This is a genomic window from Treponema parvum, assembly GCF_017893965.1.
Lineage (GTDB): Bacteria > Spirochaetota > Spirochaetia > Treponematales > Treponemataceae > Treponema_D > Treponema_D parvum.
This window is the reverse complement of the sequence record NZ_CP054142.1, coordinates 2,400,562-2,415,097: the sequence shown is the minus strand read 5'-3', so window position 1 is coordinate 2,415,097 and position 14,536 is coordinate 2,400,562. Positions and strand designations below refer to the sequence as shown.

Here is a 14,536-nt window from a genome sequence, read left to right as displayed (position 1 = left end):
AGATAATTAATGCAATTTTTTGTACTATTCCGACTATTTATTGCGATCTTTTATTTCGCTTTTATGCTGCCTCCGCTTAGCGGCGAACTTTCAAAAAGCGCATATGCCTTTGCGGTAATGCCCCGGTGTAGTTCCCATCACTTTTTTAAAAACCCTGCAAAAATAAGCCTGGTCCTGAAATCCGCTTTTTTCGGCGATCGTTAGAATGCTCTCGTCGGTTTTTCTAAGTCTTGCGCAGGCTATATGGATCCGGTAGATGTTCAAATACTCCCACGGAGAAAGCCCCAGTTCTCTATGAAAAATTCTGGTAAGATAATCTTCGCTCGTATGAACGGCTTCGGCAATCTTCCACCGAGAAATATATTCGCATCCGTGCGCATTAAAATATATCAGCGTTTTTTTTACAAAGCCTGCGGTATTTGGCGACAGCATGTGATCGCCCGACAGCAGCGCCTTAACTCTGTTGCCGAATTCCCGTGAAGACGCTACGCACAGGTTGCATAATATGAGTTTTTGAAAGCCGAGCGCTTCGTCAATACGGGGCGACGCTTCTATTTTGTCGGGGGCGATTATTATCGGAGAAAGTTCCGTGGAAGGATTGTTCCGTATAAAATCGATCATATCCGTGTTTATTTCATTCATGACGATGAGAAGTGGATTTAATTTCACTATTTGCTTTTTTATGTTCTGTGTGTCAGACAGCGTGTTCGGTGCGTCTTCCGTTTTTATGCGGATAACGGTAAAAGAAAGCTCCCACTTCTTTTCCATGTCTTCGGGACAGTTTATAAACAAGACGGGGCGTTCGGCTATTTTCAGTTTTCGTTCAAAAAAAGACAAAAAATTGTTACTTTTTTCAAGATCCCCGTCTTCAGGATCCGCATAGCAAAGAAACGGCCGCTTCATAAAATCTTTTTTTACAAACATCTCATATATACGCCGATTTTCGTCTTCCGTTTTTTCTCTAAATTTCCATTCAAACGGTTCTTCTTTCTGCGATGCGGCCGCTTTTATTTTGTCCGAAGCCTGCACAGCATTGATCTGCGCTGTGTTCGGTGCAAAGACTGCCGCGCCCGGCGTCGTGGCGTCGTGTGCGGCGTAGCGTCCGCCGTTCTCCGGCTCGCTTCGGGGAACGCCGTCAAAAACATTTTCGCTGGGATTTTTTAAGCTGCTTTTTCTGGGTGAACATGAAAAAAACGGCCAATAAAAAAGAATTTCACACGGATCCTTGTTTTTTACAAATTCGCAGTCTTGCATGAAAAATATCTGATTTGCAAGCATAACACCGGGAAGCTCTGCCGTCGGTCCCGTGAAAGCTTTTTCAGAAATCGGCATGACGATTTTTAGGCCTTTGCTTGTTTTTTTTAATTTACATTGTTCCAATTTAAAATGAAAATTTTCGGCTATGAGAAGCAGAGCCTGTTTTATGCGCTCTTTGTCGCCGAACAGAATCGGAAGATCCGACGCCGCGAAAGGGGATTCTTCTTTTTTATGCGGATTTTCTCGGGGAATTTGCACCGGACGTCCTTTAAATAAGGCGGCCGGAAATAAAGCTGCCGGATGAAACAGAGTGTTATTAAAAACGATTTCATTGCTTTGAAAGCGCGTAAGTTCGACGATAAGATCCGTCTTTTTTTGCTGCGCTTCGATGTTTTTTTCCAGTCGTTCGACGATGTTTTTTATTTGATCGGGTATTAATTCTTTTTGTTTTAATAAAACTTTAAGACGTGAAGCGTCGCTCTTTATTTCACTGAGCGGGTTTGAAAGATCACTGCCTACGGCCGCAAAAAATTTCGTCTTTGCTTGTTCGGCTTCCTCGGCAGCTTTACGGGCGGCGGTAAGTTCATTGAATAAAAATATACCCGAAAATGCGCTGCTCAGTACGGAGCGAAGATCTTCGAACAGTGCGCCGTCAAAAAAAGGAACGGAGCATATGAAGTGGCCTATGGCCTTGTTTCCGGCAAACATCGGTTGAACCATAAAAACGTCTTGGCTGAAAGCGGAAATCAGGCGTGGAGGAACAATTTCATCCGGGGAAAATTCCTCTTCTTCAAAAATTCTGTTTTTTGAAAAGCCCGACAAAAGCCGCGAAACGTCTTTTGTTTGATAAATGACTGAAGCTGCGGAATGAATCCCTATACGCGGAAGATATTTTTTCAGCGCTTCGGAAAGTTCTTTTACGGAATGTTTGCTTATAAGCTCGCATTTAAGTTCGTCAAGAACCTTGTTGCGTTCTTCCCGCATGGATTTTATTTCTTCCTGATAACGTTCCGCGGCCTGCCCCAATGCGATAAAAATGTCTTTTTCGATCGAAGCGACGTAATCGGGATCGATGTTTTTCGATATTTTTATGATTCCGATCGCACGGTAGATAAGCCTCATGTCCGTTTCGTCTTTGTAAAAAGTTTCAAGCAATTCTTCAAAAAGATTAAAAAAAAGGCGTGAGTTTTTTGCATAAAGCGCATTTATCATAGGTTCCAAAAAAGTCCTGCCTTCCGCCTTATCAAGGTAGAATAATTCCGAAAGCCGTTCAATGAGACCTTCTTTTGACACTTGCGCTTCGGGAAGATCGTCTTTTGCGGACATCGGGTTTAAGGCATGCTTTATCAGCGAGGGACAGCCGCACGATTCTCTCACAACAAGAGGCGCCGGAAGAAGGACGTCCTTTTTTGCACGCGGGGCATCCGTTATTTCGTTTAAAATAAGTTTAAAAGAATTCATTCCCATAGCCTTGTACGGCATGTGAACGGTAGTAAGGGCGGAACGCAGCCTTCTTGTCTTGGAAACGTCGTTAAATCCCGCCGCCAGAAAATCGTCCGGAGAGGAATACCCTTTATTTTGAAGATATTCTATCGCGTCCAGAGTCATAAGATCGCTTGCGGATACGAGGGCGGAAAAATCTTTACCGGGAAGAAGGCGGCGTTTTTCGCATAATTGGATTATTGCGTCCTTGCCGCTGCGCCATTCAAACGGATCCGATACAAGAGGTGAATCCTTTACAGAAACGCCGGCTTTTTGCAGAGTGTCGCAAAAAGCTCTGTAGCGGTCGTCTGCGGAAACATGATTTTCAGGCCCGCGTAAAAAGGCGATCTTTGTTATGCGATGTACTTTTAAAAAATGATCGATTAAGGAACACATTCCAGAATATGCGTCAAAATTTACGCAGGAATGACCCTCGATTTTCTGTGAAATGGTAACAAAGGGTAAGGGCTCGATATTTTTATGGAATTCGATAAGCTCTTGCAGGGGGAGCGCACCTCCCAGCGCAGAAGCCCAGCTTATAAGCCCGTCAAGAGTTTTCGTATTTGCCAGACGGTAGACTGAATTGCGCAGCCACTCGGAATTTTGAGTTGCTTTTAAGCGCCCTCCGGGGAATATGTAAAACGTGGTTTTAAAACGGACCGCCTGTTTTATAAGCTCGGAACACACTTGATCGCCCGAACCGCTGTGTATTGAAGCCAAAATAAAACCGATCCGTTTTTTATTCATCAAGACAAGTATAAGGCATTAGTTTAAAATAAAAAAGGCCGGCAATTTTTTATGCGACGTCTCTTGTGCAAATTTTTCGGCTCGACTGACTCGGCGCGCTTTTGTGCCGGCAAGTTTCCGCCGGCAAGCGGCAGTCCGCCGATCCTTCGGTATTCCCGTTTTACGAATAAAGGAACGGCGTTTGGGGCCCGATTATTTGAGTGTCTTTGAACGAAACGTTTTTTGCGTTTACGATCCTAAAAGATTTTTCCGTAACGCAGGGAAGCCCCGCCGTCATGTCCGATTTTTCAGGAAGCTCGGAGCTTTTTTCGTCGGTTTCAAATACGCAGTTATTAAAAACCACATCGCAAACGGGCGATTCCGGCAGTCCCGCTATAAATCCGGCGGAAGATCTGCAGCCCGCAGCTTTTATGCCGTTTACGGATATGTCTTTTACGGAAGGAGTGGAATTTTCAATCTTTTGTTTTTCCGTGCTGAATAAAAACGGATCCTTAGGATCCGCTCCGCATACATAATACATGTTTATGCTGAACGGGCAAAGACAGTCCTTTATAGTCAAATTTGAAAATTGTAAGTTTTTTATTGCGCCTCCGCGGCCCCTGCGCGTTTTTATGCGTATTCCGCGGTCGGTATTTTTAAATACGCAGTTTTCCGCAACCACATCTTCTATGCCGGCGGCCGTTTCGCTTCCTATTACGATTCCGCCGTGACCGGAAAACACGGTACAGTTTGAAATCCTTATGTTACGGCACTGTTTGGCGGCTTTTATTCCGTCTTCATCTGCGCCGGATTTTAGAGCTATGGCGTCGTCGCCCACGTTTATGCTGCAATCGATAATCGTAACGTTTGTGCATGAATCTATGTCTATCCCGTCCGTGTTAGGCGCCCTTTCCGCCGGGTTTTGCACCGTTACATTTGAAATGTTAATTGAGTCCGAGTATACGGGATGAATAGTCCAAAACGGAGAATTACAAGCTGTGATATCTTCGATCGAACAGTTTTTGCATTTGTAGAATTGAATGAGCGGAGGGCGCAAAAATTGGATATTTCTTCCGCCTCCTCCGCCGGGCTGTTTTTTGTAATCCGGATTGAGCTTTGCAAATTCAAGCTCGATTGGGGTTTCGGGGGAAGTCTGTTTTTTCTTTGCTTCGCGCGAGCGCCACCATAAAAGACCTTGTCCGTCGATCGTTCCGTTGCCCGTGATCTTTACGTCTTTTTGCGCGTTTACGTAAACGCAGGGATGCATTGCAAAACAGTCCGCGCCTTCCCAGCGCGTGTACACAGGTTTGTAACGTTCAGGTTCGGGAATAAACGATATTACGGCGCCTTCTTCAAGGTGCAGCGTTATGTTAGAAAAAAGCTCGATAGGTCCCGTGTGCCATACGCCGCTTGCGACTTTTAGCGTGCCGCCGCCGGCCTTTTTTAAAATATCCAAGGCTTTAAAAAAAGCTTCGCTGTTGTCAAAAAAAGATTGCTTTTGCGTTGTGCCGGCGGCGGCTTTGGGTAAAGGAGACGGTCTTCCGCCCGTTTCATGTAAAAAGATACTCTGCATGTTTTAAGTATCTGTGTATATAAGGGCCTTGTCAAAGGATGAAGACGTTATTTTTTTGGATTATTCCGTTGAAAAAAGTTTTGGGTATGCAGGCGGGACGTGGAGAGGGCAAGCCGTCCACGCGATAGATCGGCAATCGGGCCCGGCGCGGCAGATCCGGTGCGGAGCGTCGTGCGCGCCGTCAACCGTGCGCAGCGCGATATGTCGAATTTGCCGCCGAAGAAATTGCCCGCACATAAAAGTCCGTACATAAAATGCACATAAAAAAACCGGCCGGAAGCTTTGCTTCCGGCCGGTCAATCATGTAATTAAGTTAAAATTACATTTTTACGCGCAAGATAACAGGGATTGCAAGTTTTGAATCAAGAGTGTCTGTTGCAGCGGTTGCATCGCCTGTGTTGAGAGCTTTGGTATATTCAAGACCCGCAGTGATAGCGGCGTTTTTACCGGCTGTGAATTTTGCGGCAGGGCGGATCTTAAAGAGGTTTTCACCAACATTAGACTTGTCATTGTCGTCAAGGTCGTAGCCGTAGTAACCGGCGTCGCACTGTACCGTTACAAGGTCGTTAACGATGTACGATACGCTGCCGACCAATTCGAGAGCGGTTTCCGTATCTCCGCCGTCAGGAGAAACAGAGGTGTATTTTACCTGCAATACGGTGTTCAAAGCGTCGGAAACGGGGTATGCCACGCGGCCGTCGAGAGCCCATGCGCTGCCTTTTTTTGCTGATCCTGCTGTATCATCTTTTATATATGTAAAGCCTACCACTGTCTTTAAGGGCAGCATGAGAGGAGAAACGTAAACGCCGAAGCCTAACTGATCTTCAGTCGGCATCTTTAAGACAGCGTCAAGGTTTACCAAGTCGTCCTGTTTGTAAGCTGCTTCAAACGCATAGCCCGCTTCCTGCTTGTCGGTAGCTTTGTTCTTGTATTTGTTTTCAAGAAGAGCGGCTTTTAAAAGCAGTGTTCCCGGAAGATCCGCGATCGTGTAGTCGGCGATAAAAGCGAGTTTATCCGCACCGGCGATTTTAGCCATGTTTCCGAAGTCGTAGCCGAAGGTTTTACCAATTGCGCTACCCCCAACCATAATACCGTTGGAAATACCATATTTCGCCGTGTCGCTGTCGGTAAGACCGTTTTCTACGGCCGATACGTTTAAGCGGTTCATATAGCGTGAGCCGAGAATACCTGCGGTAAATTTAAGAGCGTTGAACTTTAAATAACCGTAGTAGGTATCGATAGAAACATCATCATTAGTGGCTTTCGATTTTTCCGTATTGTTCATTGAAAGCTCAAGAGCGACGCCGGCATAATCGTTGTTAGCTTCGAACGCCAGAGAGTCATCTGCGCTTTTGTAACCGTTAAGATCGAACTTTGTCGTAACTTTGTCCTGATCAACTTTCTTTGTCTGGTTGAACATATCAGCTCTCATGCGAGAGTTTAGGCTGACTGCTACATCGGCAAACGCCATACCTGCAACCAGCGAAGCTGCTACGGCAACCCCAATAATTTTCTTCATATAGCCTCCTGTGCGGCGTAGCTTTATTTTTTTTGAATAGCATAAAACCGCAACTTTTATATAAGGCTATTTTATCTTATAAGAGATTATATGTCAAATTTTTTTCAAAAAAAATGCGTTTTTGAAAGTTTTTTTTCAAAACTGTCGACAAATTTGTAGGTCGCACGTCCATGTGCGACTGCGGCTGCCCTAAAATTAAAGAAACTTGAAATTCGGGCTTTTAATCGCTCGGCCTTTACTTTTGCCGGCAAATTTCAGGTTCCCCGGCTGATTTTTAGGGTTTTTAGATATTTTTTTTGGTCGCCGGGGATGCGAAAACTTTCCAACGCTTTTTGTATGGCTTTGTTGTGAGTCCAAACGTCAAGTTTTTTTTGTTCCAGATAAACTACGGAAGGTTTGTACTGTTTTGAGAGAGCAGTCGCAAAAAACCACGCCTGCATCATGTTTACGTAATATTCGCCTGAGCGCACCGAAGCGGCGGTCTTTAAGTATTTTTCGCAAAACACGCCGTCGGAAAGATAAAAGCGCATGAGCGTTCCGAGTGCGAAGCGCACGGTGTATGTGTGATCCGACAAAATCCATTGTTCTATTTTATGGAGAAGTTTTTCAAGATGGTTGCCCAAGGCCTTAGGATTTATGCTGTCACAGGTAGCCCAGTTGTCTACGTAGGGTAAAAAATCGTCCAGAGCGGCGATTATTTGGTCATAATCGTTAAATGTTTCAATTATAAAGCCGTGCAAGTTGTTTTCTTCGAAATACTTGTGAGGAAGAATTTTAAGAAAGGAGAGGTTTTTGGGGCTTTGGGCAAATTCTTTTGCAAATTTGCGTAAGGCGGGCGTGCGTATGCCTATCATCGTTTTTGGATCGACTGTAGGCACAAGTTTTGCGTTAAAAGCCTTGTATTTTTCATTCTGAAGTGCAAAAAGTTTTTTCTGCACTTCGCTTTCACATATTTTGTCGCCGTCCATGGGTGGATGTTGTACCGCTATGTCGGTATCGTAGTCGTATTCAGACAATAACATGTTCATCAATGCTCATTTCTAAAGTTTTTCGATTTCTTCGACGGAAAGACCGGTCCCCTCGGCTATTTTAGCGATATCAATGCCAAGCTTCTTAAAGGTCTTGGCCATTTCGAGTTTTGCCTGGTACGCACCGTCGGAAAAGCCTTGTTGAATACCTCTCTCGATCCCTTCGGCAAAAGCTATCTGGCCAGCTTCTTCTCTCTGTACCGCTATGTCGGTATCGTAGTCGTATTCAGACAATAACATGTTCATTACCTCCCGTGATTTTCGTTGCAGGTATTCTCGTAAGATGTCATTTTGTATGCATTCTTTGATTGCGTTTTCAAAACCGTGTTCTTTGTCGAGCGCGGTATGGCGGCGCACGGCTTCTACAAACATACTGTATTCTTCCAATGGTCTGCAAGCCGTCAGGATTTTATTCGCCTTATCCGTATTGATGTTGAGTACCTCTATCGCAAGCTCCAGAGGAGCGTGTTCAGGCTTTACGATGTAGGCGTCTGAAAGTTTCAGCGTCTTGCGGACGGGGTAATTTTCCGTGCCGTTATAAAACACGTAGAACTCAGGCGTAAGAATCTTTTGCAGGGTTCTGTGGTATTTTGCCTTCGGGTCTTGGATCTGCTCGTACAGGCGGGCTACGTATTGCAGACAGCGTAAAGGCATATTTTCATTGATTGTAGACTGGTGTTCAGCCAAAACGATAATCTTGTTGTCAATCAGGCACGACACGTCGTTAGACAATTTCGTGTACATCGCCTGTTCGAGTTTGAGAGGCTTCAGTTCCGTAGAACTGTCGAGGTGTGTGCCGTGCAAGGCATTATACAGAGATAAAAACCTAACTTTAGCGTCTTTGTCGGTGCTGAAAAGATCAACAAAGACCGAATCCTTGTACCGGCGATTGTGTTTTGGCATACTTCCTCCCAAAAAACACGCAGCTGCTATCTGTATTTTTTATCATTACCTGTATAATATACAATATGCTACTTTTTCACAGATTTCAACCTTTTGACATGTTTTTTGATTTGCAGAGAAAGCTCTATTTCGTTTTCTTATGATAAATTAAATTTTTTCTCTTCTACAGTTCATTAAAGTTTTTAATACTTATCTGCGCTCTCTATAGGAAGAACGTTTTCTTGCCGTATGCCGTTTATAAAATCTTCGTCCATATATTTTACAAGTTCGCCGGCCTGTTTTTTTGTCATAAGAAAGGTCATTTTGTCCGAATTGACGGGCTTGTTTACGTCTATGCCGTTAACAACAGGTTCGGGAGCTGCTGGCCAGAACGTAAGTGTAAAATACGGAGATTTTTTTACGAAGCGGTAACCAACTGTAACCTTGGGTTTTGTGATCGTAGCCGTTCCGATAAAACCGGTGCGGTATTCGCCTGTAAATTCTCCGTAAATATTGTGGGTTTTATTAGGCTTATTCATTAAAACTTTTGCCGAAAAATCTTCAAGATATTGCTTGTATGCTGCGTGGCACACGGCGCGGTCGTTGGCGTCGAACAGTAAAAAATATTTTGCAAGAGCGTTTGAAATTTTTAAAACGACAGCGTTCTCTTTTGGGTAGTACATGTAACTCACGCTGCTTTGCTGCACGTCCGTGTTTAGCAAGTTGTATTCAAAGACGGAGCCTTCTCCCAGTTGAATCGGCGTGTCGTCTACAGCAAAGGAGGAAGCGTTTTTTTGCGGCCGTTTTTGCAGTTGCTTTTCTTTAAGCCCTGTTAAATCCGTTGCTTCGTACCGGTCGGCTTCTTCCTTTAGCGAAGATTGAGATGAAATTTGTGCCGGCGCGAAAAACGCTAAAAGCGTAAAAATTGCCGCGAAAGCAGTTGTTTTTGAAGTTTTCATACAGATCATAATACTTTAATAACAATGACATTCTCAAGAGGTTTCAAAAAATTGTTAAATAGAAAAGATTTTTTCGTCGTGCAGCGTAAGAATTTCTATAACGGGAACGGTAAAGGTTTCGGTTTTGCCCGAAAAAGTAAGCTTTATTGAAAGCAAAGACCTTTCAAGTTCCGAAGCGATTTCTTGGCCGTAAACGGAGCCGATGAGTTCTTTGTATTCTTTTTGCGTCATCGCCTCGCCTGTAAAAACCGGCGCCATAAGAAGATCCGCACATGTTTGTAAGTCCTGCGGCATAATTTTAAGTAGAGATTGCAGCGTTTCGGGCGAAAGTTTTAAAGCGATTCCCGTCTTTGTGCGGTATACGGTTTGAAAAAGAAAGCTCGTTGTTAAAGACGGAAGTTTCGCATTTATCTTTAAAGAAGAATCTTTTGAGGCAAGGCACACGACGTCGGTAAAACCCGCTTTTTTAAGCCCCTCCCGTATTTCGACGGCGTCAAAAAAACTTTGCGACAAAGTTTCTTCGGACGAAGGCTTCAAGGTTGTTCCGGAGCTCGGCTGCGACGCATTTAAAAGAGTGTTTACGAGCGAGGTCAAAGAAGGACCCAACGAAGAATGATATTTTATATCGGCGAAATCCGCGTTTACTCCGCCGCTTTTTACGGCTGAAATTTCAATTTCCGTATCTATAGAGCAGCTTAAAAAGATGAGCGAAAAACAGCCCAAAAAGACGAGCGCGGCGTGTTTTATAAAACTCGAAATTGATACTAAATAATTCATGCTATTTAAAAAGCGACGACAGAGGCAAGGTTACTCTTACGCCGGTTGAAAACACAAGGCCTGAAGCAAGGCTGTTTTTAAAGGATAAGGCGGAGCCGTCGGTCGCGTTGAATACCGAATATACTATGTCCTGGGTAAGAGAAACCTTTGTCTTTCCTTTTGTAAAACTCGGAGTGTTCCATGAAAGTCCGATCATTCCCGGAAAAAAGGAAGCTTCTATTTTTTTACTGCCGCCGGGCAGGTCGGGATCTCCCAGCGTGATTACAGGGCCGGCGTAGAAGCGCAGATAGTCGTTCGCCGTAACACTGAACATGAGCGGAATTTGAACGGATCCTACGCCCGTGTTAAGACGGATGCCGGTATTTATTCCCGGCTGGAGCGGCCACGGGGCGTAACGCGCATTTAAAGTAAGAGGAACTCCGCGGAAATTAAGTAAAAACCGGCTGGAAGTAAAGAGGCTCCAGTCTATTCCGAACGTTGCGTCAAAGATCAGATTATTTATAAAATCTTCGTTTACTCGTTTGTTCCCGGCTGCGCCGCTTTTGCCGCTCTGCTTTTTGCCGCCGGTGGAAGTTGAACCCGTAGAGGAAACTCCTCTTGCTGTGGAATGTGAACCTGCTGAGGAAGGCGAAGGCGCAGGTTGGCCCGAACTTTCGGATCCTGCGGCCTCATCGCCGTCGCTTTCCGCGCTCGGAAGAAATTTCCCCGAACCCGCGTATGCGTTTTTCCATGTGTTCTCTTTTAAGGAAGATACGATCACGCCCGTATTGGGTCCGTCGCTTACGGCATGCATAAACTGATTTCCGCCTATGTATATTCCCGCGTGTGAAATGGAACCGTCCCTCGTTGTCCTAAAAAATACTATGTCGCCTTTTTCGAGCCTGTTTTGCGGAATTATTTTTACAAAGGAATAAAGCGCTTTTGCCGTGCGCGGAAGCTTTTTTGACGCGGCTTCGTAGGCCACTGTGCATATAAAACCCGAACAGTCAAAACTGTCCGGGCCGGTTTTGCCGTATTCGTATCTGGCTCCTACGTATTTTTTTGCCGTGTTTACAATATCTTCGCGCAGCTGTTTTGCGTCTTTTTGATGTTCCTGCGAAATCGGGCGGCTTGCCTGAGAGGCCTGAGGCGCCTGTGCCTGAATCGTCTGCGCTGCGTCGATCGTCCCTTCGTCCTGAACTTGAACCGCTTGAGCGGCGACGCCTGGTCCTTGTGTCAAACATAAAAAAACTGTAAAAACAAACAGAATAATGCGGTTATTTTTTATCGGCTTATCCATATTTCGATTATCGGTTTTTATTGCAAATATATCAAACGATTGTAAAAAAAATATGCAAAGTTTTACACTGATCGCAAAGATTGTGATAGAATAAAATAATTTAATAATGCGGCGTATAATCCGAATTTAAAATATTGCGCAATGGCGGAGGCTTACTGCTTTTGCGGCAGTTTGCTGAGAGGCAATATTGAATGCGGAGTCAAAGCGTGCGTGCAGCCTAAAATGTGCGCGATCGATGAATCGATGAGTCAAAGGCGTCCGCAATGCGATTTTACAGGAGTGAATATGGCGGTTTTGATCGAACGGAAACCTTGGTCGGTTTTAGATAAATGGCGCGGAAAGGCATTTTCGGGAGAATGGCCTACGTTGCCGGAGCTTTTTTTTATTTCAGCGGAGCGCTTTCCCGAACGGCCTTGTTTTACCGATTTTGAAGGCGCGGGCGAAACGAAGAACACGCTTAATTATGACGAGGCGGCAAAAAAAATAAGACAGCTTGCTTTATGGATGACGGCTAACGGAATAAAAAAAGGCGATCACGTGGCCGTAACCGGAAAAAATTCCCCTGAATGGGCGGTGACGTATTTGGCGGCGCAAGCGGCTTCGGCCGTCATCATTCCGATTGACTACGCTCTGCATGAAAACGAAGTTAAAAATCTTATCCGCGTGTCAAAGCCAAAGATGATATTTTGCGATGAAGAAAAACATGATTTTTATAAAACTTCTTTTCCCGATTGCGGAATATATTCTCTAAACAGAAAGTATCGCGACACCTATGTTTATGATCTTAAGGCCGACAAAAAGGTTGAAGAAAATCCCCCTGCGGACGAACACGATACGGCTGCGATACTTTTTACGTCCGGAACTACGGGGAATCCCAAGGGCGTCGTTTTGACGCATAAAAACCTTGTGAGCGACTGTTTTATTGCGCAGACTAATCTTGCCATCTTTGAAACTGATATTTTTTACGCCCTTCTTCCCATTCATCACGGTTACACTATGCAGGCCGCTTTTATAAATCCTATTTCCGTAGGGGCAGAAATCGTTTTCGGAAAGAGCATGTCCGTTACGAGGCTTATGAAGGAACTTAGGGAAGGGCAAATAACAATAATGCTCGGTGTTCCCATGCTGTATAACAAATTGCTTTCCGGAATACGCAAGGGTATAAGGGCAAAAGGGCCTATCGTAGCTATAGCTATGAAATTATTGATGAATTTTTCGTTTCTTTTGCGCAAGCTAACCGGGAAAAATTACGGCAAGATTCTTTTTAAATCGGTGTTAAAGGCTGCAAATATTTATACTCTGCGCGTGGCGATCTGCGGCGGGGGGCCTCTGTCGGCGAGCGTTTTTAAAGCGTACAACGCCGCGGGAATAGATTTTATTCAAGGATACGGACTTACCGAAACTTCCCCCATAATAGCTCTTAATCCGCTCGAACATTTTAAAATAGAAAGCGTCGGCCGGGATTTTAGTCCCTATATGGAAATGAAAATTCTCGATCCAGATGAAGACGGCGTAGGAGAGGTCATCGTAAAAGGCCCGATGGTCATGAAGGGCTATTACAATATGCCGGAAGAAACGGCGAAGGTGTTTACGGAAGACGGATATTTTAAGACCGGCGATCTGGGCTGGATGGACGAGGAACATTATCTTATGCTTTGCGGCCGCATAAAAAACATGATCGTTACCGGCGGAGGAAAAAACGTTTATCCTGAAGAAATAGAAGACGCCTTTCAGCTTTTTGACGAGATCGAACAGATAACCGTTCAGGGGTATGTTCCCGATGAAAATAGTAAAGATGAAAGAATTGAAGCGCTGGTTTATCCTTCCGACGAGCTTTATAAGCGGCTCGGCATCGACCGAAATAAAAAGGAAGATGAAAAGGCTGCGCTGAAGGCGATAGACGAATATATCGAAAAAGTAAATAAGAATTTGCAGCCGTACGCGCGTATTACGAGAGTAACGCTTCTTGAAAAACCGCTTGAAATGACTACGACGCGAAAAGTAAAGCGCATTTATAAAAAATGACTTAAAGGATCGCCGAATATGAAACACAAGATGCAGATCTTACAGGAATCGGCGGATGTTTTGGGGCCTCTCTGCGTAGGACTTGACACGGATCCGTCGTATTTACCGCCTTCAGTCTTATCAGGATTTAGAAGTCCGGCTCAGGCAGTTCTTGCTTACAATAAGGAACTTATAAAAGGCATCGCACAGTCAAAAAGCGCCTGTTGTTTTAAAATACAGATCGCTTATTACGAAGCTATGGGACTTGAAGGACTGGCCGCTTACGCTGAAACGCTTAAAGCGGCTAGAAAAAGCGGCTTGCCGGTTATTTCGGACGTAAAAAGAGGCGACATTGCCGCTACTGCGGACGCCTACGCCCGCGCTCATTTTTCGGGTGATTTTGAAACGGACATAATCACGGTAAATCCTTACATGGGTTTTGATACGCTTTTGCCGTTTACCGAGTATTGCTCTCCTTCAAAAGGCGGCAAGGGTGTTTTTGTGTTGCTGCGCACTTCGAATCCGGGTACGGCGGACATCGAACAAAAAGAGCTGAAATCCGGGAAACGCGTGCTTGACGCTGTAGGAGACGGACTGCTTTCCCTTTGCGGCGAATGGAAAAAAGATTATCCGGAAGAAACTTGCTTTCCCATAGGAGCCGTCGTAGGCTGTACCGGAGAAAGCGACGCAAAATGCTTGAGAAAAACCTATCCCGATATTTTCTTTTTGATTCCGGGATACGGGGCGCAGGGCGGAGCTGCGCGCATCGCCGCTGCCTTGCTTGAAAACGCGGGCGGCACGGTAAATTCTTCGCGCGCTATTTTATGCGCATGGAAAAAAGACGAAAATCTTGAACGACAAAGAAACGACGGAACTTTAGGCCTTGACGATATAGTGAAATCCGCGGTCTATGTGGCTGAAATTTCAAAAAAAGATCTTCTTGAGGCAAAAGCGGATTTTTTACACTGAAGGGGTTGGGAAATTCTGAGTTTTAACGAACCGGAAATTTAACCCAAAAAAAACAGTCGAAATTTCAGCAGGATTTTACCA

10 protein-coding genes are annotated in these 14,536 nt (G+C 44.8%); 2 read left to right on the top strand and 8 right to left on the bottom strand.

The window, feature by feature from the left end; all coding sequences use genetic code 11:
* Nucleotides 1-90 precede the first annotated feature (90 nt).
* The 8 genes from HRQ91_RS10650 to HRQ91_RS10615 form a co-directional block, all read right to left on the bottom strand.
* A complete protein-coding gene (locus HRQ91_RS10650; protein WP_210119518.1) occupies nucleotides 91-3,486 on the bottom strand; it encodes a helix-turn-helix domain-containing protein in 3,396 nt (1,131 codons plus the stop codon).
* Between the two features lie 160 nt (nucleotides 3,487-3,646).
* Nucleotides 3,647-5,038, bottom strand: a complete 1,392-nt coding sequence (locus tag HRQ91_RS10645) for a glycoside hydrolase family 28 protein (protein ID WP_210119517.1) — start codon at nucleotides 5,036-5,038, stop codon at nucleotides 3,647-3,649.
* Nucleotides 5,039-5,357: 319 nt separating this feature from the next.
* Nucleotides 5,358-6,557 carry a hypothetical protein gene (locus HRQ91_RS10640; RefSeq protein ID WP_210119516.1) on the bottom strand — a complete coding sequence of 400 codons (1,200 nt, stop codon included), beginning with the start codon at nucleotides 6,555-6,557 and terminating at the stop codon, nucleotides 5,358-5,360.
* Between the two features lie 254 nt (nucleotides 6,558-6,811).
* Complete coding sequence (locus HRQ91_RS10635; protein ID WP_210120799.1) at nucleotides 6,812-7,525, bottom strand: DNA alkylation repair protein; 714 nt, start codon at nucleotides 7,523-7,525, stop codon at nucleotides 6,812-6,814.
* A gap of 72 nt (nucleotides 7,526-7,597) precedes the next feature.
* Nucleotides 7,598-8,488 (bottom strand): Rpn family recombination-promoting nuclease/putative transposase, encoded by an 891-nt coding sequence (locus HRQ91_RS10630; RefSeq protein ID WP_210119515.1) that lies wholly within the window; start codon nucleotides 8,486-8,488, stop codon nucleotides 7,598-7,600.
* A gap of 182 nt (nucleotides 8,489-8,670) precedes the next feature.
* The gene (locus HRQ91_RS10625; RefSeq protein WP_210119514.1) at nucleotides 8,671-9,426 is read right to left on the bottom strand and encodes a hypothetical protein; all 756 of its coding nucleotides are present in this window, start codon (nucleotides 9,424-9,426) and stop codon (nucleotides 8,671-8,673) included.
* A 54-nt stretch (nucleotides 9,427-9,480) separates the two neighbouring features.
* The gene (locus tag HRQ91_RS10620) at nucleotides 9,481-10,203 is read right to left on the bottom strand and encodes a hypothetical protein (RefSeq protein WP_210119513.1); all 723 of its coding nucleotides are present in this window, start codon (nucleotides 10,201-10,203) and stop codon (nucleotides 9,481-9,483) included.
* Between the two features lies 1 nt (nucleotide 10,204).
* Complete coding sequence (locus HRQ91_RS10615; RefSeq protein ID WP_210119512.1) at nucleotides 10,205-11,482, bottom strand: C40 family peptidase; 1,278 nt, start codon at nucleotides 11,480-11,482, stop codon at nucleotides 10,205-10,207.
* 285 nt (nucleotides 11,483-11,767) lie between these two features.
* Between HRQ91_RS10615 and HRQ91_RS10610 the strand changes: the two genes are divergently transcribed.
* Together HRQ91_RS10610 and pyrF are read left to right on the top strand one after the other, a co-directional pair.
* A complete protein-coding gene (locus tag HRQ91_RS10610; protein ID WP_210120798.1) occupies nucleotides 11,768-13,507 on the top strand; it encodes an AMP-dependent synthetase/ligase in 1,740 nt (579 codons plus the stop codon).
* An 18-nt stretch (nucleotides 13,508-13,525) separates the two neighbouring features.
* Nucleotides 13,526-14,455 carry an orotidine-5'-phosphate decarboxylase gene (pyrF, locus tag HRQ91_RS10605; protein WP_210119511.1) on the top strand — a complete coding sequence of 310 codons (930 nt, stop codon included), beginning with the start codon at nucleotides 13,526-13,528 and terminating at the stop codon, nucleotides 14,453-14,455.
* The last annotated feature ends 81 nt before the right edge of the window (nucleotides 14,456-14,536 follow it).